16 protein-coding genes and 1 pseudogene are annotated in these 21,311 nt (G+C 42.2%); 9 read left to right on the top strand and 8 right to left on the bottom strand.

Annotated elements, in window-relative coordinates:
* The 3 genes from JEZ96_RS11685 to bioD all read left to right on the top strand — a co-directional run bounded on the left by JEZ96_RS11685 (position 1) and on the right by bioD (position 2,943).
* A complete protein-coding gene (locus JEZ96_RS11685; RefSeq protein WP_025007721.1) occupies positions 1-1,212 on the top strand; it encodes an aminotransferase class I/II-fold pyridoxal phosphate-dependent enzyme in 1,212 nt (403 codons plus the stop codon).
* A 138-nt stretch (positions 1,213-1,350) separates the two neighbouring features.
* Positions 1,351-2,160: a malonyl-ACP O-methyltransferase BioC gene (bioC, locus tag JEZ96_RS11680; RefSeq protein WP_025007722.1), complete on the top strand. Its 810-nt coding sequence runs from the start codon at positions 1,351-1,353 to the stop codon at positions 2,158-2,160.
* 39 nt (positions 2,161-2,199) lie between these two features.
* Positions 2,200-2,943 (top strand): dethiobiotin synthase, encoded by a 744-nt coding sequence (bioD, locus tag JEZ96_RS11675; RefSeq protein ID WP_011919477.1) that lies wholly within the window; start codon positions 2,200-2,202, stop codon positions 2,941-2,943.
* Between the two features lie 99 nt (positions 2,944-3,042).
* On the opposite strand, the gene JEZ96_RS11670 is transcribed toward bioD, so the two are convergent.
* From JEZ96_RS11670 to pepE, 7 genes and pseudogenes are all read right to left on the bottom strand, one after another.
* On the bottom strand, positions 3,043-5,337 hold the full coding sequence (locus JEZ96_RS11670) for a TonB-dependent receptor (protein ID WP_061783171.1): 2,295 nt from the start codon (positions 5,335-5,337) through the stop codon (positions 3,043-3,045).
* Between the two features lie 17 nt (positions 5,338-5,354).
* Positions 5,355-9,311 carry a cobaltochelatase subunit CobN gene (locus JEZ96_RS11665; RefSeq protein ID WP_188960030.1) on the bottom strand — a complete coding sequence of 1,319 codons (3,957 nt, stop codon included), beginning with the start codon at positions 9,309-9,311 and terminating at the stop codon, positions 5,355-5,357.
* Positions 9,298-9,636 (bottom strand): DUF2149 domain-containing protein, encoded by a 339-nt coding sequence (locus JEZ96_RS11660; RefSeq protein WP_011789004.1) that lies wholly within the window; start codon positions 9,634-9,636, stop codon positions 9,298-9,300. The genes JEZ96_RS11665 and JEZ96_RS11660 overlap by 14 nt, the downstream gene beginning before the upstream one ends.
* Positions 9,633-10,247, bottom strand: a complete 615-nt coding sequence (locus JEZ96_RS11655) for a MotA/TolQ/ExbB proton channel family protein (RefSeq protein ID WP_025007723.1) — start codon at positions 10,245-10,247, stop codon at positions 9,633-9,635. The genes JEZ96_RS11660 and JEZ96_RS11655 overlap by 4 nt, the downstream gene beginning before the upstream one ends.
* Positions 10,248-10,582: 335 nt before the next feature.
* On the bottom strand, positions 10,583-11,551 hold the full coding sequence (locus JEZ96_RS11650; protein ID WP_025007724.1) for a DUF3187 family protein: 969 nt from the start codon (positions 11,549-11,551) through the stop codon (positions 10,583-10,585).
* Between the two features lie 613 nt (positions 11,552-12,164).
* Positions 12,165-13,755, bottom strand: a pseudogene (locus JEZ96_RS11645) (glucan biosynthesis protein G).
* 356 nt (positions 13,756-14,111) lie between these two features.
* The gene (pepE, locus tag JEZ96_RS11640; protein ID WP_011919470.1) at positions 14,112-14,822 is read right to left on the bottom strand and encodes a dipeptidase PepE; all 711 of its coding nucleotides are present in this window, start codon (positions 14,820-14,822) and stop codon (positions 14,112-14,114) included.
* Positions 14,823-15,111: 289 nt separating this feature from the next.
* Here pepE and htpX point away from each other — a divergent pair, with 289 nt between their 5' ends.
* From htpX to JEZ96_RS11620, 4 genes are all read left to right on the top strand, one after another.
* Positions 15,112-15,975 carry a protease HtpX gene (gene htpX / locus JEZ96_RS11635; protein WP_011789009.1) on the top strand — a complete coding sequence of 288 codons (864 nt, stop codon included), beginning with the start codon at positions 15,112-15,114 and terminating at the stop codon, positions 15,973-15,975.
* 402 nt (positions 15,976-16,377) lie between these two features.
* Positions 16,378-16,728, top strand: coding sequence for a tetraheme c-type cytochrome CctA (gene cctA / locus JEZ96_RS11630; protein WP_011789010.1), 351 nt, complete (start codon positions 16,378-16,380; stop codon positions 16,726-16,728).
* Between the two features lie 737 nt (positions 16,729-17,465).
* Positions 17,466-18,101, top strand: coding sequence for a LuxR C-terminal-related transcriptional regulator (locus JEZ96_RS11625; protein WP_011919469.1), 636 nt, complete (start codon positions 17,466-17,468; stop codon positions 18,099-18,101).
* A 163-nt stretch (positions 18,102-18,264) separates the two neighbouring features.
* Positions 18,265-18,642 carry a SpoIIAA family protein gene (locus tag JEZ96_RS11620; RefSeq protein ID WP_011919468.1) on the top strand — a complete coding sequence of 126 codons (378 nt, stop codon included), beginning with the start codon at positions 18,265-18,267 and terminating at the stop codon, positions 18,640-18,642.
* A 95-nt stretch (positions 18,643-18,737) separates the two neighbouring features.
* On the opposite strand, the gene JEZ96_RS11615 is transcribed toward JEZ96_RS11620, so the two are convergent.
* Positions 18,738-19,145, bottom strand: a complete 408-nt coding sequence (locus JEZ96_RS11615; RefSeq protein ID WP_011789013.1) for a YccF domain-containing protein — start codon at positions 19,143-19,145, stop codon at positions 18,738-18,740.
* Between the two features lie 268 nt (positions 19,146-19,413).
* Here JEZ96_RS11615 and JEZ96_RS11610 point away from each other — a divergent pair, with 268 nt between their 5' ends.
* Positions 19,414-20,442, top strand: coding sequence for a pyridoxal-phosphate dependent enzyme (locus JEZ96_RS11610; protein WP_025007725.1), 1,029 nt, complete (start codon positions 19,414-19,416; stop codon positions 20,440-20,442).
* Positions 20,443-20,523: 81 nt separating this feature from the next.
* Positions 20,524-21,237: an NrtR DNA-binding winged helix domain-containing protein gene (locus tag JEZ96_RS11605; protein ID WP_014610761.1), complete on the top strand. Its 714-nt coding sequence runs from the start codon at positions 20,524-20,526 to the stop codon at positions 21,235-21,237.
* Positions 21,238-21,311: the final 74 nt, after the last annotated feature.

The raw sequence follows: 21,311 nt of genomic DNA, 5'->3' as shown, positions 1-21,311 counted from the left end.
ATGAGTTTTCAGCTCGATGCGAAAATAGCGGCTCGTCAACAGGCTTTGTTTGAGCAAGGACTGCTGAGACAACGCAAAGCCTTATGCACGGATGCTTTATGCACGGATAGCATAGGAGATTTAAGTCCTCGATTTTTATTCGAGGGGGGTAGCTATCTTAATTTCAGCAGCAACGATTATTTAGGTTTATCCCGTAACCCCGCGTTGATTGAAGCGCTGCACAGTGCGGCGCTTCAATATGGGGTAGGCAGCGGCGCATCCCCCTTAGTGACAGGTTACAGTAAGGCACATTTTACCCTTGAGCAAAGGCTCTGTGAACTGACAGGTCACCAAGCGGCGTTGCTCTTTAGTTCAGGTTTTAGTGCGAATACTGCCTTGATGAAAACCCTGTTTGATAAACAGGATATAGTCGTTGCCGATAAGCTAGTGCATGCCTCTATTATTGATGGTTTATGCGATAGCGGCGCCGATCTTAAGCGTTTCCTACATAATTGCCTCGAGAGCGCCGAGCGGCTCCTTAGCCGTAACTCTGCATCGGCGCTTATCACCGAAAGCGTATTTAGTATGGATGGAGACTGTGCGCAGCTCGCCGCATTATCGACCCTCTGCCGTCAACATCATACTTGGTTGATAGTCGATGATGCCCATGGTTTTGGTGTACTGCCAGAGTTTGATGCGGGCAAAGCTGCCGAACTTATGGATGTGCAAGTGGTAACCTTTGGTAAGGCTTTAGGTTGTCAGGGTGCTGCGGTTTTAGGTAGCAAAGCCTTGATCGACTTTTTGGTGAGTAATGCCCGTGAATACATTTATTCTACGGCACTTTCGCCCGTAAATGCAGCGCTGGCATTGGCCGCAACTGAGCACTGTGTTGCACACCCTGAACTGCGGCTAAAGCTTCTTGAAAATATTCAATTATTTAAACAGTTATGTCTTGAGGCAAAAGTGCCGTTACTCGGTTCAGATACCGCTATTCAGCCAGTGATCATTGGCGATTCCCAGCAAACTTTAAGGATTTCAAGTGCGCTAAAGGAGAGAGGGATTTGGGTTGGGGCGATTCGTCCACCCACTGTGCCCGTTGGATCCGCGCGGCTTCGCATTACGTTAACGGCATCCCATAGTGCCAGTGATATTGCCTACTGTGTCAATGTGCTCGCTCAGGTGCTGGATAATGCTCATCTGCCTTCGGTCAGCGAACGTGAACGTCCAGAGTAATCTCGTTTGAGCGATGTTATCTTTTATGTCGTTTCTTTGTCGTTTATGACAAAAGTCCATTATTCATGCTGACTTTGGACTGTACCAATATGAGTATCGTGAGTGAATGCAGATTGTAAAAACAGAATGTGAGTTGTTATGAACCAAATCAAGTCGAGTGAGCTTAGCTATGCAGGGGATATCCAAGTTCCGTCGATTGCGGAGCGTTTTTCCGCTGCCGCCCATCACTATCAAGATCATAACAAGTTACAGCGACTGAGTGCCGCGAGTTTACTGGACGGTTTTATTGCTACTGGCAATCTTTTAGATATTGGCGCAGGACCAGGAACTCGGTTTGAATTTCCACAAGCGGCAATCTCTAAGCCGAAGGTTTTTGCGCTAGATATTGCCTTGGGGATGCTGAAAAAACTGAAGCAGACTTATCCTCATTACCAAAGTATTTGTGCTGATGCCGCGCAATTACCTTTGGGTGAGGGTACTATGGATAGCATTTACTCCAATCTTGCGTTGCAATGGTGTGCGGATTTTCCGGCTGTGGTGGCCGAAATGGCGCGGGTGCTAAGGCCAAGTGGTGAATGCCATTTGGCGATTGTTGCCGATGGTAGCCTTAATGAATTGTCAGCATTAGGCCTACGAGTCAATGCTTTTTCTCCTATGGATGAGTTAATCGGTGCTTTTGATTCTGAGAAATGGCAACTATCCAAGGTTACATTAGTCCCAATGACAGTGCATTTTGACACACTTAAAGCACTGCTTTATTCCATTAAAGGGGTTGGCGCTTCTGTTCAATCTTACCGTGTTAGCGCATTGCCACATGGTGAAATACTTAAGCTTCGCGGCCGTAAAGATTGGCAGGATCTCATCTTACATGCTGAAATGTTGCGCCAACCGCAAGGCTTACCTCTGACTTATCAAATTGCACAAATTCGTGCGCGTCGATTAGGTTAACCGAATCGGATAACGGGGTAGTTTAATAAAGGATCTAATATGTTTTTTGTAACAGGAACAGATACCGACAGCGGTAAGACCTTGGTTTCGTCGGCATTATTAACCGCAGTAAATCGTTTAGGTAATATCGCCCATGCTGACTCCGCTGTGAGTATCCTTGCGGCTAATACTATGTTGACTTTAGGTGTTAAGCCTATTGCCTCTGGCTGCACGCAAACCTCTGAAGGATTGCGTAATGCCGATGCGTTACAGTTGATGACGTCATCGTCACTAAAACTTGCCTATCCCGTCATTAACCCATTTACCTTCGAACCTGCGATTGCACCGCACATTGCCGCCGCCCAAGTGGGCGTGAGTTTAGCGCCTGAAGTTATTATTGAAAGTTTAGATTTAGTGGCATTTGCTCAAGCGGATTTTTGCTTGATTGAGGGCGCGGGTGGCTGGCGTTTACCCTTAGGTGATGGCAGGTATCTTTCGGAAGTCGTACAGAGATTAGAACTGCCTGTGATACTCGTGGTTGGCATGAAACTCGGTTGCTTAAATCATGCATTGCTGACTCAAGAGGCGATATTGGCCGATGGGCTTAAGATTGCAGGTTGGGTCGCGAATAGTGTCGATCCGAACATGAGTATGTTTGAGGAGAATCTGACGAGTCTTAAAGAGATGATGACTGCACCTTTCCTCGGTTGTGTGCCATTTCTCGATGAGCCCTCGGCTGACAATGCGGCGAATTTTTTACATTGTGAAGCATTACTAAAACGGGTTATTCCTGAAGCTCATTAACCGGAGTAGCTCGGCATGTTGCTTTTAGTGTTATGCGAGCTGTATTTAGCAAAAGGTCACACCTGACCCTTTGCTAACAGTATGAAAATTAAGATAAGCCTAATAACTTAGACGTAATTCTGCAAACCAAAAACGCCCCGGACTGAGATAAAACTGGTTGTATTGTTCATTGAATAAGTTATTGATCCCTAATGAAGCTGTGATGTTGTCGGAAACAAAATAAGTGGTTTTTACATCGGTTAACATAAAGGAGTCTGTTGAGCCTGGCACGTGAGTCACGACATCCGTATTGGTTACATTCGTAAATCGCTTACTTTGATAGCTATGGTTTGCCGTGATATACCAATCGCCTTGGCGCCAATTCAGGTTCAAGTTGTACATATTTTTTGGGGTATGGGGGAGTGCTTTACCGACAACATTCGGATTGGGGTCTTGGGTGACTTCACTGTCCGTATAAGTGTAGTTGGCTGACCAGCCTAAACCGTAGTGCCATGTGCCTTTGAGTTCTAACTCGACTCCTTGAATTTTTGCCTCAGCGACGTTTTGAGGCATGCTAATACCATCAACCGTTTGAGTTGCTATTCGATCATCAATCTCGGAACGGTAAATCATCGCTATCGCATTGATATTATTTTGAAAGCTGTGGTCAACCCCCAACTCCCATGACACCAAAGTCTCTGGTTTTAAATCAGGGTTACCGACATAGATATTTCCTCCTAGGTTTGCAGTACCAAAAAACTCGTACAAATTGGGCGCTCGAAAAGCTTTGCCTAGAGAGGCGCGGTAACTGGTATTGGTACTGGGTTTATAAACCATTGATATTTTAGGACTGATAGGGGAGTCCGTTACCTTGTCATAGGTAATACTGCCAGTTCCACCTGCTTGAGTATAGGAGTGAGATTCTCCACCGCGCATTTTCCACCAATCTTGTCTGGCACCGATATAGGCAGTGAATTTATCATTCAGTTGCCAAGCATCTTGGACATAAAAAGAACGTATTTGGTCTTTGGCTGTGGTGTCCGCCGACATAAATACTTTGGACGTTGGATCTGTCCAATTGCTTAAGCTCCAACGCTCTTCAGTGACATCCCCTTCGTTTGCAGCGACTCCTAGCACTAGCGTATGGTTATCACCTAGGGGCATATCTAGCTGAACATCAATGCTTTTTCTGGTGCTTTCAGTTGCAGGTGCTAGCCGACCATCGCCACCCTCAAAGGTGACCGGATTTATGGGGGCATGTCCAGCATTGGCGGTGGTGAGTCCTGCAATAATTGTCGTAGTCTCTTTACTAATATGCCCAGCGGAGATGTGTAAATTGATTTGATCCCAGCTTGTACTCAAATTTAACCCTGTATTGGTTTGCGTTGTACTTCCCCCTCGAGCAAATAACGCACCATTTAGCCAAGTCGTCATGGGGATATTGCTATAGGTTGGAATGCTATCGACCTTGCCTGATTCTGTGACTTCGGTGGTGCGTAGTAGGCTATGGGGCTGATCATAACCATATACTGAGTCTGAGTTAGCGTAGCTAAGGTTTAGACGAGTATCATCTGATGGGGTGTAAGTTAATCGAAGGCCGTAGGTTTCATCATTGAACCAGTTATCTCCCATATCACCAATAAGATTGCTTTTTCCACCGACGTTAGTTGTGTAGGGGACCCAACCTGTAACGCCTTCGGGAAGTTTATCAATAACAGCATCGGACGCATTTACATGGGTTGTTGGATAACCATCGGTTTCACGTTTGCGGTAGTTTGCGCCTAATGCAACGGAATCCAGTATTTTTAAGGTACCCTGTAAGGCTTGATCGCTAAAATTTTCAGGAGCGATACCATCAGCTGGACCGCCTATCCCCATTTTCATTGAAAAACTGTTTTCTTCGGGGACTTTGGTAAAAATATTGACGACACCGCCAATAGCATTACCACCATAAAGGCTAGAAAAGGGGCCGCGTACAACTTCAATTTGCTGCACATTTTCACTATCAATCATCGTCCAGTTGACTTGCCCATTGCGGGAATCATTTTGGGGAACACCATCGACTAGCACTAATGTATCTCGTGCATTACTCAATCCCCGTATCGTGAGCGATGGAGTGGTTTCCATAAATCCTTTAGTACGTCGGTCCATTACACCTGCAGTTTTTCCTAAGGCTTCATCAATGGTAAAGAGTGTCATTCCTTGGATATCTTCTTCCGTGATCACATTGATGGCGGAAGGGGAGGATTTAATATCCTGCGCAGTACGTGTTGCTGAAACGACGATGATCTCCATTTCATCGGTCTCTTTTGTGGTTGATGCTTGTGCTTGCATACCCGTGGTAGCAAGAAAGAGTGTTAGCGCGAGTACACTTAAAGGATAAGGAATATGGGGGCTGCGGCCTAGATACATCATTATTATCTCCACGCGTATTATGGATTAATTGCTTTCGGGGATCGGTTGAAACCAAAGATAAAGGCTAAGCACAGCAACAGGTAGCTAAGCCAATGAAACCAAACTGAGGTATTTTGCTGGTCAGTTGGATGTGTCAAATTGACTTCTTCGATGGCATATCCTTGGATGGCTTGTGTTGCCTCATTCGGCTTTTTGAGCGTTTCAGGTGATGCCTTGCTTGGCGAAATTGGGGGCGCTGGCATCATTGGTTGTGGTGCTAATTTAGGGGCTGCTACTAATTTTGCCTGGATCAGCTTTGCTAATATGGGATCTTCACATCCTTGGTCGTCACAAAGAACGCCTTGCTCTTCTGCCAGCTGGGTGATGCGCTCACTCAGATCTTGAATGGTTTTTGCATCCGCTTGCCAATAGCCTTTTCGGACGGCTTCCAGCATGCGGGACATCATCATTTGGTATGCCCCTAAATTTTCAGACTCACGGAAAAATTGTTCCATATCTAATTGATAGCGATCCTGTACATAGGTTTGGTACATCTCATCCCATTTGCTTGCATCCACGGCGTCTGGCACTGTGACCTGCCATCCCCACATATTCTGCACCACACTATTAATGAACTTAGCGCCAGCATAGCCCTCTGCTTGCATTGCTTTTATCCATTCTGGATTTAGGTAGCGAGAGCGTAATTCGCGCCCCATAAACCGTTCTAGGGTTTCTTGTTGAGCTTGGTTCGGATCCGCAAGGTTACTTATCATCACCTCGGGGCTTTTGCCATCTACGGCTCTGACGGCCATGGATACGCCGCCAAAGGATGCAAAGGGATCGTCGCCATCAAGGACTTGAAATACATGACTAGAGCGCGCATGAACAGTGATGGCGGTTCCCGATAAGGCATTTTTGAGTAGTATTTGCCCAACTTGGGAGGATTTACCCGTTTCAGCCGTATCTCCAGATTCTCCCCAAAAGCCTTGTCCATAGAGATGGCTCATTCGATTAAAGTACATCTCTGTCAGCGTCTGCTCGTTATCCCAAGTATCAGAACGATCTATCGCGCTTTCCAAGTTTGTGCCATAGGCTCCAGAGGGAACGGAAAATAGCCTAACCGAGGCCATTCTGGTGGCTAAGGTGGTTTCAACGCCTTTGGCTTCAAGCATAGCTTGTGTTTTTATCGTATTGATACGTAGTTGGTTATCCGGCTCATCCTGTGCTTGGGCAAGCGTAAAAGCTTGGTCTAGTAAGGTAACTACATTAGCAAAGAGATCCCGATGTAATCCGGATGGGATCACTGTGACATCAATTCGAGGTCTGCCTAATTCTTCACGCGATATGGCTTCAACGCCGCGCACTATGCCTCTTTCATCGTAGCGAGGGCGTATACCGAGCAAATACATGATCTGCGCTTCTTGAACTCCTTCATTACGCATAGTTTCAACGCCCCAAAGGGTAAAGGTTAACTTTTTAGGGTATTCGTTATGGCGTTGTCGATAGTCCTCAATGAGTTGATTGGCGAGCTTTTTACCTATTTCATAAGTTGATTTAGCTGGAATTCGGCGTGGGTCAAAGGAGTAAAAATTGCGTCCAGTGGGTAACGCATCGGGATTACGCAATGGATCCCCCCCTACGCCTGCTGGAATGTACTGGCCTGAAAAACCAGCAATAAGAGCATCGAGTTCTTGTTTAGCGCTAGATGAAATAGCTGACGTTAATTGTGCTATGCGTTGTTTGTACTGCTGTTTATCCAGTGAAGGCTCAATTGATAGAATCGCTTGCGCCGTTTTTTGGATTTGGTCTGCACTTGGAGACACTCCAAAGCTATGCAGTCCCATCGGATTAATACGGTCTGAAATTTCTTCAAGATAATGATGAATATCCTCAACGAGTTGATGGGATGGCTCATTCTCCTGAGTGATTAATGTCGATGTGTTTGCGCCGATTGCAGTGGGGGTTTTACCCAAGTCTTGTAAAATTCCGAGTTTTTCTGCCTGTAGCTCAATTTCTTTAATTTGTGATTTTGCTAATTGTGGGTTTTGTTGCTGCGCACGCTGGTAACTTTCGATCAGTTCTTTCAGGGTTTGTAGCTCAGGGTTTAAGGCGGTTCGATCCATGGGAGGGGTTAAATGGGTGATCATAATGCCCATACCACGACGCATTGCAATGGTACCTTCTCCGGCATTATCCATGATAAAACTATAAAAGTTTGGCAGATCTCGAATGAGATATTCGGGTGCATCGGTAATGCTCATACCCGCTTCTCGGCCAGGAAGCCATTCATGGGTGCCGTGTGTGCCAAATTGAAACATGGCATCGGCTTTAAAAACGTTGTGCAGCCAAAGGTAAAACGCAATATATTGATGTGACGGTGGAAATTTTAGGTCGTGATAGAGTTTTTCAGGATTTTCAGTTTTCCCTCTGGAGGGCTGTGGTCCAAGTAGGACATTACCATAGCGGCGTACAGGTAAAACAAAGTATGCCATTCCTGCACTGTCTTTATAGGTCATGGTGTTACTTTCTTCTGGACTTCCCCAGGTATTTGTTACCATTTCCTGTGCTGACTGTGGTAATGCTGAAAACCATTGTTGATAGGTCGATATTGGTAAAAGTACGGGTTCACCTGAGGCGGCGAGGGTATCAATTTGTGATTGCTCCCAATTGGGGAGATTGGCACCATATTTGAGAATGTCTTCACGTAATAGGGCTGGATCCTGAGGCAGGTTTTGGGTGTGATATCCTTCTTGCTCGAGGCGTTTAACCACTTGCCAAATGCTTTGCGGCAACACATTAAGGTATGCGGCACCAACATTGTCTCGTCCAGGAGGAAAATTAAAATACTGCAAAAAAATGCGCTTTTCTGAATTAGGTTTTTGACGCAAGGTTACCCATCGTTTGACTCTGTTTGCCAACATGGCAACGCGTTCTGGTATGGGCTGCTCTTCTATATAAGTCATACCAGTTAGAGGATCTTGTATCATCTGTTTAGCAGCATATACGGTAGGTTGTATTAACCCGGCCATTTCCGGCATGGCTAATTGCCAAGAGCGTTCGGTAATATCCATCCCAACCGATGAAGCCTCCCAGTCCTCGATTGATGTTGAAAACAGTGAAATAGCATTTATCACCGGGACATTGAGGCGTTGAAATAATGGTGTCAGGATCTCTGGAGTGACGCCAATTTTTATGCTTGCAGCAATAATGACTTCTACCCTTGAATGGCCTTGGTCATCGAAAAAATAGCGCTCGATGGGAAGTTGTGCAGGATAACCAAATACTGTCATCACGTTTAGGTCCCGATTCTCCAGAGCGTTAATGACAGCATCAATATGGGAGGTACTGCCTGCAATAATATTGCTTTGATAAACCACAAATCCAACCCAAGGTTTACCAGGTTTGTATTGATGATAATCTTGCTTAAAACGATCAAAATCAGCATAAATCGTTCCCGTACCTGCATGATATAAACCTATTTCAGGTACAGTTTCAGGTGGCTGATAGGGCAGATTAACTCCTATTTGATTAAGTGCGTAAAGCAATCCATTACGGATATTATTTGCTCCAGCATTGACAAAATACTGTTGGACTTGAGGATCCTCAATAATGCCAGCATTTTTATCGGTTTCATTAATACTAGTGCCAAACGCATATACTTTGGCACCATTATTCATTGCCTGTTGTAGATCGAGCTGCACACGGTTTATTAGATTTCTTCCAATCGTTTGTATGATAATTAAATCTGATTGGCGAAGATGACTTAAATCTTGCTCGTTTAGCTTAGTGCTCGAGTAAATACGAATATCAGTATCCGTGATTAGATCAAATTCTGAGTAAATATCTTTTATCACTGAGGAGGATTGTCGTAGTGAGCTATCACCCAGCAATAAACTGGCACGCGTCGTTTTAGCCCATGCAAGTTGAGTAACGAACAGCAAAAACATACAAAGGAATAGAGTAAATGATGTTTTATAATATTTAGTCTGGAACATATACCACTCGGCCATCATCTAGTTGAAAGGCGGTACCTAGCCTTACACCTTCACCACTCAATTCAGTCTTGGTTACTTTTTGCACTTTTATTTCTGCCCCTTGTTTGGTGACAATTTGCATTTCTCCTTGGGCATTTTTAGTTGTAATAGTCACTTGGGATTTTTCATCCATTAGCCCAAGCAAATTAAAAGTGGTAAAGAGTGCGATCATCATGCTGACAATCACAACAATACTGGCATCAAATAAGTTAGCGATACCCGCTAAGGGGTCTATATCTTCACGGTGAGAAGTTAACGTGTTCTTTCGCATAAATTTCAGACTCATAGTGAGCCCTCTATTGCATGCGCTTCATTGAGTGGATTTGAATTGAGGGTCGTTTGCGAACAAATTGATGTGTGGTCGATCGATGCTAGCTCCGCAAGGTAACGTATTTCATTCTTGTCGTTATTTATCCAGCTTTCTTTGACTAACGCTAGCGCAAAAGCAATGACGCCTGTTCCTAATCCAACAATGGCAGAATTAAATGCGTTAACCATCATTCCGGCCATTTCAGGCATATTCCCCTGTGCAAGGGCGGCGAGCGCAATCCCCATCGGAATAAGTGTTCCCATCAATCCAATCCCTGGTGCGGCACGGACGATAAAACGAAGACGTTCAATATTCGTATTGGCTAAATGTTCTGTTTGTTGTATTAATTTTTCGAGTTCGAGATCTAAATATTTTTGTTGGGAAGCTTGGATAACATGGACTAATTTATGACGGAAAGTGTCAATTAGAGGACGTTCTCCTTGTCTACGATTGAGATATTCTCGGAGTTGGTTACCAGCCAGTATCACCACGTAAAGTACCATTGCGACTAATCCGAGTTTTACTGGGTAGTAACATAGGGTGGCGACCGTAACTAAAAAATCCTCAGTCATAACCATTATTTGCATTAGCGTTTCCTTATTAAAAGGGGTACCCTTAATTTGCTTGAGGAGGATACTGAATTAATGGGTTGTGCATAGGTGTCAAAAATCATAGGTGTCAAAAATCAAATGCAACTTGAGTCACAGAAAAATATCGGACTTAGTGATGCCCGTCATTATTCCTTAAGATATTGTTTAAAACCACCTGGCGGGTCACAAAAAAATTACATTCGAAGTATTATTTCCTTGAATGTAATTTAAATATTTTAGCTAGAAAGAATGGGCTGTACTCTTTTTGTACAGTGTTGTAAGAGGGAATCGGATTTGGAGTGGGACTAATAAAAGCAATAATATTTTTAAATTTACAGTTTTTTGCTATAGCCAAGAGTGAATGCAATATCTGTACTATTATCCATGTTGAGGAAGTTTTCAATTACAGTAAATTCAATTGCGCTATTATCTAAGTAGTATCTATATCCCAGTAATACTTCATTTGAGGATTTTGAAAAATCATTATCAGTTTCAAGCACACCCTGAAAATGGTGAATTTCAATTAACCAACCGTGACGATCTACCTGATACTCATATCCTAATCCATACATTAAGGCATTATCATTATAGGGAATATTTCTTAATACTTCTTCATCTTGCCTAAAACTAATGCCAAGAGTGGAGTGGAAGTGATGTCTATTTTGGCGGTAACTGTAATTAAGTTGTACTGCTTGTTCAAAGTTTTCATTTGCAAAAGGACCTGAATCAACTGTGTTGTAATACAAGCTGCCACCAATCGAGAGACCGTGACATGCGTTCTGAAATAACTGATAACTTAAATAAAAAGTGAATGCATTATTTAATGTTTCACCTGAAAAGTCAGTTAAATGAATACCATCATTTGAATATATTTGATTTTGATGCTTTGGTGTGTCGCCTCGGCCATTTTGATTAAAGCCGAGAGCATCATGAAACCACGTTGTAACAGAGTCGAGGTGGTTATTCGAGCTAAAACGCCATTGATAATTTGTGTCAAGCATCCATTTGTCACTAAACTGCCATCGCAGGCCTGCACTCAGGGTATTGTGATAATAGTCGGCAAAGTAGTCATCGGTTTCAGCCCACACACTTGCTGCTGTCCCTGATAAGTAAACTTCTTTTTGCCCATGGGGTAATGCAAAACCAGATCGTAGCAGAGGTGTTAAGCTTACAGCTTGGGCAGGTGACTGAGCATAGACTCGTAATGGCCCATAGTCGCTAAAAGTGGTATTAGTTGCGAATGCATTAGAGACCGATGCTATCGAAAAGAGCAGTGTTAACCGAATATAAAGGGGCAACATAAAACATAATCCATAGGCAACGATATTAGAATAATACTTTAGCTCTTGATACGAATTATACTAATATCTTTAGATTGATATATTCAAAATTTACTATAGTTCAAGTTAACCATATGAAATGGTAAAGTAATACTAATCCAAGCCAAAGAAGTCTACCGATAAATGGGGCGCATAGTAAAAGTAATAGTGTATATAATATGATTGATAATGCTGCAGATTTAAATGTGTGTTCAATGTTAACTTGGATTGGTCTCATTGCATTTTCTCTGACATTTTGATTCAAAGATAGAAAATATATTAGTTACACTACTAATTAAAAGTATCTTTAGCGAATAGAGTTTAATACTACCTTTATCTAGAAGGTGAGTAAATGTAGCTTTTATTAAAAGTTCCTGTATTTAAAGAAAATTAGTGGAACTGAGAATTCATCTTTTTATTCGTGCTACAGGGCTGTTTATATGGTTTGATTCGATTTATGTGAAGGTATTTATTATTGTTTTAAATTGTATTTCCTTTTTTATTCAAAGGCTTAATTATTTTTATCATGTTATAAAAAAGCCAGCAAATGCTGGCTTTCAACGTCTAGGATGCAACCAACCTTTATTGGGGGCAACTATGGCCAGTCATCACTATTCCAGCGGTATAACCATGTTGCTGCAATGGGCTTATCGTCTTTTTTCAACTGGATCCTCAGTTCTGCTACATTTGTACTTTCAGGTTCAAAAGTGACAAATACGCGTACACCATTGATATCTGGATGTGCAACCATACGTGATGAAAGGATTTTACCTTTACTGATACTGGCATCTATTGCAATTTTATCAATATCTTGGCTTTTTACATTGCTGTAATCAATCAGTAATTCTTTACCTTTAGACTGTTTCTGTCCTTTTGAGCTACGAACAACACGGGCCTTAGAAGCCATATTCGGGCTATCATTTGAAGCCGTTATGCGATAGGAATAGCGATAAGGTTCACCTTTTTTCAGACCTCCCTTAGGTTCCCAATAGGCCACAATATTATCATTGGTTTCGGCATTAGAAGGGATTTCTAGCAGGGTAAGTTGGCCTTTACCCCAATCGTTTAGTGGCTCAATCCATGCGGATGGACGTAAATGGTAATTTGATTCGAGATCTTGGTAATAATCAAAATTACGATGGCGTTGTATTAAACCAAAACCTTTAATATCTTCATCGCCAAAAGCACTGATCTGCAATTTATTTGGGTTATTTAATGGACGCCATAAACGCTCACCATTACCACGATCAATTTGTAATCCTTCTGAGTTATGCACCGCGGGGCGATAATCAGGTTTATCTGGTGAATCTAACCCACCATATAAAAACATGGAGGTTAAAGGTGCTAGGCCGACATATTGGATATCACGACGAGGAAATAGGGTGACATCAACCTCCACTCGAGTTGGTGAGCCTGGATAAATCCCAAAACGATAGGCTCCTGTCACACTTTGACTATCCAATAGCGCATGTACGACTATGGCGGTTTGATATTTAGAAGGCCTTTCTACCCAAAAGCGTTTAAAGAGGGGATATTCTTCACCTTTAGGCTGCGCGACATCTATTGCAAGGCCGCGATTGGATAATCCGTAGGTTTGTCCCTTCGAGAGGGCTCGAAAGTAACTGGCGCCTTGGAACATAATGAATTCATCTTTTATCCCTTCATCATTGATAGGATAATGAAGTCGTATACCAGCGTACTGACCGACTTGTGTGAGTAATTTTTCAATAGCATCACTTGGAACATTAAAGGCGGTTTCAGTCAGCTCTATTGGAAAAGCATGGCTATTTTCGACCACATCAATATCTACAAGGTTTTTGTATAAAAAACCTGGGGCAAATAGTTGGACTGAAAACTTTGTGGGACTTCCCCCCCCAAATGGCGGCATCTTCTTGATAATTAATTTTGCCATAGGTTACAAAATCTAAATCGGTCAGTTCTTTTGGGGCTTTTTTTGCCTCTTTAAAGGGCTTTTGTGCAAGTTGCTCTGCAAGCGTCACGACAGTGTCATGAGAAAATGTTTTGCCTTTTTTATTATCAGCACTGCTGGCAGCAAGAGCGGGGTGGATAACAATGTTACAGGCAAGAAAACTCCATAGACAGAAGGTGAATGTAGTTAATTTTTGCTTTGCTATTGCGCCATGGCAATAGTGGGTTAAATTACGAAATGTTGAATGCAGTCGCAAAATGGAAACTCCTCACTTTCATGATCCTAGATGATGTCGATTGAATCTTAGCGTTTAATCTCTATTGTACTTATTTAGTAGACTCTTACCTATTATGAACTATGGGACTATTATTGATTGAGACAAGGGGCATTTCTTTTACATTTTAAAATATCTATCAGTAATAACCCTATCAGCAATAGCAAGTGTTGATAGTTTAGCGGCACAAGCATTTTATCTGTACTCAATTATCACTGAAAAGCGATCTATTTGGGCGAAATTCACACATTTTTAAATTTTCTTGTTTCAATGTTAATCGATTTGTAACAATTTACGCGTAAAAATAGTCACTTTGACAGAATGCTGTAGAGTTACATCTATTTCAATAAATGCGATAAATCACTACCAATAGGGATTAACATTTCCTGTTGCTCACCGCAGAATAAATAAGCGGGATTTTCCCCGAGAAGTACTAAGGTATTATCTCTACGCCAAAGAGCAGAGCCTTCGGCAATGGCAATTACAGGCGTTAATGGCTCAACCTTCGTAAATTCGAGCAAGCGTTGTGCGCGGGTTTCACCATTGTGTCCAGGTGTACGGTAATTGGAATAATGGGGATTTAACTGGAAGGGAACTATCTTCAGTGCATCGAAAGAAGGCGGTTCTATGATAGGCATATCGTTAGTCGTTTTGATACTGGCACCCGATACATTCGCGCCTGCGCTCCAGCCAACATAAGGTGTACCTTGAGCGACTTTTTCACGAATAAGATTGATAAGATTATAACGATACAATTCGTGCAATAGGTGGAAAGTATTGCCTCCCCCAATCAAAATGCCATCAGCATCTTTTATTGCCTGACAAGGATCTGGATGCTGATGTATACCACTGATATCGAGGTTTAGCTCGGCAAGACCCATAACGACGGATGCTAAATAAGTGTCGTAGCTCATACTGACGCCAGCATAGGGAATGAAAATCCATTTTTGTGCTTGAGTGGTGAGTGGTTTTATAAAAGGAATCGCGTGGGCTAAGTAGGGAGTGTCGCCGACACGAGAACTGCTCAGAAGTAAGGCGTTGATGGTCATTTTGAATCCTAAAATCCCAGAAAGTATGGGTATGTTAACAAAGATTAATCCTGATAAATATAGAGAAATAAACATGAATTAGCTTGTAATATAGGCAAGGTTTAGATTTAAGTTTTGGTTAATACACTGTCCCTAGACTCTCGAATCATAAAAGACAGTGTCTAGAAATATACGAAAAGGATAACCTGATAAAAACTCTTTGTATTTACCCCTTGAATTTCGATTATTTGGACATATTATGTCTTTGAGCAAAGTTAAATGGCATATTTAGTGCCCTAAAGGAGCTGAAATGAAGCGTATTTTTTTATTAATTGCGACTAACCTAGCCGTATTGCTAGTAGCCTCAATTGTGATGTCCATTTTGGGCGTTAACACGTCTACTATGGGTGGATTATTGGTGTTTGCTGCAATTTTTGGATTTGGCGGGGCTTTTATCAGCTTAGCGATTTCAAAATGGATGGCGAAAAAAGCCATGGGTTGTGAAGTGATTACAATGCCCCGCGATGGCACTGAACGTTGGTTAGTTGAGACGGTTGCCCGCCAAGCACAGCAAGCTGGAATTAAAATGCCAGAGGTGGCGATTTATCAGTCTCCAGAAATGAATGCATTTGCCACAGGTCCAAGCAAAGACAATTCATTAGTCGCCGTGAGTACAGGTCTACTGTATGGCATGAGCCAAGATGAAGTGGAAGCGGTATTAGCCCATGAAGTGAGCCATGTTGCCAATGGTGATATGGTAACTTTGACACTGATCCAAGGGGTAGTGAACACCTTTGTTATCTTCGCTGCTCGTGTTGTTGCAGGGATTATTAATAATGTTGTCTCCAGTAATGATGAAGAAGGCGAAGGCTTAGGTATGTTTGCCTATATGGCCGTAGTATTTGTGTTAGATATGTTGTTCGGTATTTTGGCTTCAATCATTGTTGCTTATTTCTCACGTATTCGCGAATACCGTGCAGATGAAGGTGCAGCGCGTTTAGCAGGCAAACATAAGATGATTGCGGCTTTAGAGCGTTTACGCCAAGGCCCAGAGAGCACTGCAATGCCTGCGCAAATGTCAGCATTTGGTATTAATGGTAAGCGTTCAATGGCTGAGATGATGATGAGTCATCCACCATTAGAGAAGCGTATTGCGGCTTTACAAGCCCGCTAATATAGTAAAGAGTGATAAAAAGGAGACCATAAGGTCTCCTTTTTATTGCCATTCTGTCCCGTCCTGAAATACGTTGACATAAAGAGGACCTCTTTATGACAACATCAAGCAACTCAAGCTGTACGCGTACTCAAGGTGATTACACATTATCGCGCTAGGTAATTCTAGTTATGTGAATTTCTAGTTTTAAAAATGTAAAACTCTTATATAAGCATGTGGTTACATGATGCAGCGCACATTTTACTCCTGAGTATATTGCTAAAGTGGGCTACTTAGAATGGGGTTGCTTATTAGTTAATCCTTAGCTAAGTTAGATCGAGTCGTGCTATTTATTTTTGGTTGCGAGATGGAAGTCACCCTGACAAGAACTTCCACTGACAATCGCCATTGGAGGATACTATTGTGAGCAAAAAACTATTAAGTGCACTTTTCGGGGCAAGTCTCGCAGCGCTAGCGCTGTCGCCAACCGCATTTGCTGCAGGTCAAAAACTATCAGATTTTCACGCCGAATCGGGTGGATGTGAGAGTTGCCATAAGGATGGTTCACCTTCCGCTGATGGTGCTTTTGAATTTGAACAGTGTCAAAGCTGCCACGGATCTCTTGCTGAGATGGACGCAGTTCATAAACCGCATGATGGCAGTTTAGTGTGTGCAGATTGTCACAAAGTACATGATATGAATGTAGGTGAAAAACCTACTTGTGAGAGCTGCCATGATGATGGTCGTACATCTGGATCTGTTTTGAAAAAATAGACCCGAGCTCTGTTGGTGTTAGCCATCAGTTCTATATCAAAAAATGCCAGCAATTTGCTGGCATTTTTTATGATGATAATTTTTAGCAAATCTCGAGTTAAAGCCCAGCGAGTGAATTGTGTTAAATTTTTGTGATTGTTAATTCAATTTTAAACTTGGGCTTAAGCATAAGTGAGTTACCGCTAGTACATACCATTGTCTCGTATTGGTATTTTAACAAACATAATACAATTATATCTTTTCTTCGTATTAATCATATTAATGTTGTGGAAACTTCAATTTTAAACACTGTAATAAGTACATTTTAGGAAAGGGTAACATTAGCAGTGCGCTAATTGTATCAATGGAATATTGAAACCGAGAGATAGAAAAAGGGCTGTATACCATTTAGTGTAAGCTAAATATTACATGTTATAAAGTCAGTTATGTTGATGTAATCGTTTCATATTGAAAGTATTTATAATGGTATTGTCTTGATATTACGTTCATATCTTAGCTGGGCAAAATTATTTTAAGTTTGAATTCAGTTTACTTCTTGAGAATGTTAAACATAAAACCTACATATATTGGTTTTTGTACGGTAAATGTTTTTCTCGTAAGTCTTTTGATTCTGTTTTATCTAGTGCTAATATCGTGGCAAGTAATAGACTTGGAAGTCTATTCGACGGATGTTGAAGTCGTATTGAGAGACTTTATCTCAAAGTGAATAATCGTTAACTAGACAGGGAGTGGGCAGGATGTTCAAAATTTTACATTGGATTGTAGTGTCACGATCGCAAATATTAGTGGAATTACTTGCAGGGCGTTGGCCACAGGAGTTTTTGGTTAAACTTTCGCCAATTAATCCCGATGTAATGCTTGAGCACATCAAAGATAACCAAGCCTCTATGGTCGTGATTGACTTAGCGACAGTTGATCTACAAAAAGCCTATCAATTTCAGCGATCACTTGCGCGTGAGCACCCTAGTGTTCGAGTGGTTTATATCCAATTTCCCAAGCAAGTTGATGCGCGTTTTTTAACACAATCGGCGACAACTGCGGGGGTATTTTATCTTGATGCTGGTATAGCTGAAATCAGTTTAGGGCTCTCCAATATCCTAAGAGGGCATAGGGTCATTCCAATGCAACTGATTAATGGCGTCAATGATGATTTTGGCTTATTTGAGGATACTGAACCGCTAACCATCCGTGAGCGCGAAGTATTACAGGCCTTACTCTCTGGCAGCACAAACTTAGACATTGCAAATCAGTTATTTGTTAGTGAAAGTACCATAAAAACTCATTTGTATAGAGTGTTCCGTAAGATCGGGGTTTCAAGCCGCGGTCAAGCAATTGCATGGGCCCAAACTTATTTGCATGATGTGGTTGTTTAATTAGTTCTGAGCATGTTTCAGTTACAGGCATAAATTGCTTTTTATTTCGATAGAGAAAACAAAAGGGTTAGTTTCTTTTGTTTTCTGTGCAACTATATCCCATATTTATGAGTTTTTAGTTGATGCTGAAAATGGGATGTTGGGTGTATTGAAAAGGTGAGACATGCTGACAATTTCTTCTAGCGATGCCGACAATATTATTACTGTTATTGCGTCTGGGTGGATTAATCATCTTGATATTGAATCCCAACTATTACCTTCAATTGAAGCAAAACTTCAAGATCATGCCACAATACGATTGTGGTATGAGTTTAGCCCTGAGTTTGAAGGGATATCTGTGGGGGCCCTTTGGGATGATGCCATGCTCAGCTTATTTCATTTAAGCGATTTTTCCCGTGTAGTGATGATTGCTGATATGGAAAAGCTCGATGCAATGGTAAATGCTTTAGCGTTTATGTTGCCTTGCCCAGTTAAGATTTTTGCTATGAATGAGCGTGATCGAGCTAGAGTCTGGTTAGATGAAGTAGTGGCGATTGAATAACACGTTGTCAAAAAGTGTTTATGAAAAATCCAACTGACAGACACCTGGATAATACGGTGCTGCCAGTGTAATGGATGCAGCTTGACTCATTGAGCTTAGGCTTTGGCGACGATAGTTTGGCCTATTGGTGTGAGGCTGAGTAAAGCCAACTTAAGATGCTGTATCCCAAAGGGAATACCGATAATCGTCACAAAACAGGCTAAGGCGTGGACCAAATGCCCTATGGCTAACCAGATCCCAAACAGTAAGAACCAAATGATATTTCCTACCATGCCTAATGCACCTGTGCCCAAGTCTTCACGCCCAGTTAAGTGGCGACGGTTCATTTGTTCTTGGCCGAAGGGCCAAAAGGTCATTTCGCCGATAACAAAACAGGCGCGGCCGAAGGGAATACCAATGATACTGATAAAACACAGGATACCTGCGAGCCACCAAGCGAGTCCCATCACAAATCCGCCGAGAACAAACCAAGCTATGTTGAATATTAAGCGTAATACAGCCATTGAAAACTCCTTATGTTTACCCTGTTAGCCTTTATCGTTAGCTTTGATAAATTGAATGTATGTCAATGTCTAAGCGATAACTATGCCAACTATTTAAATTATTAATAATCAATTGGTTAAATTTATGCATTCGAGATTCATGTGTCATTTTCACTAGTTTTTCGCCAAATTGATAATTTCTTAAGGGCGTAACAGGAAAGTTGGAGTTACACTCACTATTCCCTTAACTGGTTTAAAAGCCAGAGAATTTAATTGCTTGAGTCGCTTGATGTTTGCAAATTCCCCTGTTGATACGTTTGCCTTTGCTGGCAGAGACATTTTCCTAAAACGTGATGATTTACTGCATCCGGCGTTTAGTGGCAATAAAGCTCGCAAGTTCGGCTATTTTTTAGATCATGAGTTTGCAGGCATCAGCAAGGTGATAGGTCACGGCTCGCCATTGGCTAACTCACTGTATTCATTGTCAACATTAGCGAAGATGAAAGGTTGGCAGTGTGATTTTTATGTAGATCATATTGCCAGTCAAGTGGTTAAACATCCTACGGGCAATTACGCTGCCGCTTTAGCGAATGGCGCCAATATTATCGATTTAAGTGTGTTAATAGCACAAAAGCAGGCGTGCACTCAGCCGCAATCTGAACCTCACGTTTTGTTAAATCTTAATGCTAGTCCTGAGCCTACTGTGCAAGTGGGCGACGTGCGACTGAGTTGCCAAGATTATATCGAGGCTCAAGTACTCGTGAATGAGCCGACGGCGCTTTTTATCCCAGAGGGTGGTCGCTGTGCTTACGCCGAATATGGGGTGAATAGATTGGCGCAAGAGATAATACAGTTTGCGAAGGCGAATGGATTGGTTGATTTAACGGTGTTTTTACCTTCGGGGACGGGAACGACAGCGTTATTTTTAAATCAGTATTTTATCCGTCAGCAAACGGATATTCGTGTCGTGACTTGTGCCGTTGTCGGTGGCGATGATTATTTGCGCTTGCAATTTTCTTTACTTAATTCCAATACCAGTGAGCATCCACAGATTGTTAATGTCGGCAAGAAATATCATTTTGGTAAACTTTATCCGGAATTTTATGCCATGTGGCAGCGGGTCTGCGCCAGCGGTGTGCAGTTTGAATTACTCTACGATCCCTTAGGTTTTATTGTGCTTGAGGAATATTTACAGGGCGGTAAGTCTCGTCCAGTGATGTATATCCACCAAGGTGGCTTACTCGGGAACGAGACCATGTTGCCACGTTATCAGCGTAAATTTGGGCAAAGTGGCTCATCCTGCGCCTCTGATCATTGACTTAGTGACGCTAAGACATAATATGTTTGAAGCTGTGTAATGCTAAGTTAAGCTGATGATTTGTAACGATGGGGAATATCAATGACTGAAGCGGAATATCTCGCCAATTACGATCCTAAGGTTTTTAAGGCTCAGCTACTGACAGTGGATGCCGTATTGTTTACCTATCACGATCAGCAACTTAAAGTACTCCTAGTACAACGCTCAAATCATCCATTTTTAGGTTTATGGGGATTACCTGGTGGGTTTATCGATGAAAATTGCGATCAATCCCTTGAGCAAACCGTGTTACGTAAACTGCAGGAGAAAACCGCGGTAGTGCCACCTTATATTGAGCAGCTATGCACTGTGGGTAATAGTAGTCGTGATATAAGAGGTTGGTCCGTGACTGTGTGTTATACCGCCTTGATGAGTTATCAAGCTTGCCAAATCCAGATTGATTCAGTGAGTGATGTTAAGTGGTGGCCACTAGTGGATGTGTTGCAGATGCCCTTGGCGTTTGATCATCTGCAGTTAATCGAGCAAGCGCGGGAACGCTTAACACAAAAAGCCTTATATTCTTTAGTGCCAGGATTTGCACTGTCTGAACCTTTTACCTTGCCAGAATTGCAGCATGTACATGAGGTTCTACTGGGTAAGCCTATCCAAGGTAAATCTTTTCGTCGGCGGGTTGAACAGGCCGATTTATTGATCGATACGGGATTAAAGCGCACCGAACGGGGTCGTCCCGCTAATTTATACCGCTTGAAACCCAATACCGCATCGTATCGCTTCTTAAGAAATTTAGAATGTTGATCACAGTGAATGTGGATTTAAGCCAGATATTCGCCTTGCTCAATATGAGTAACAGCGATTGCTTATGCCTTATT

This window comes from Shewanella putrefaciens, assembly GCF_016406325.1.
GTDB classification, from domain to species: domain Bacteria; phylum Pseudomonadota; class Gammaproteobacteria; order Enterobacterales; family Shewanellaceae; genus Shewanella; species Shewanella putrefaciens.
Note: the sequence above shows the minus strand (reverse complement) of the source record. Positions and strands in the feature narration are given on the sequence as shown.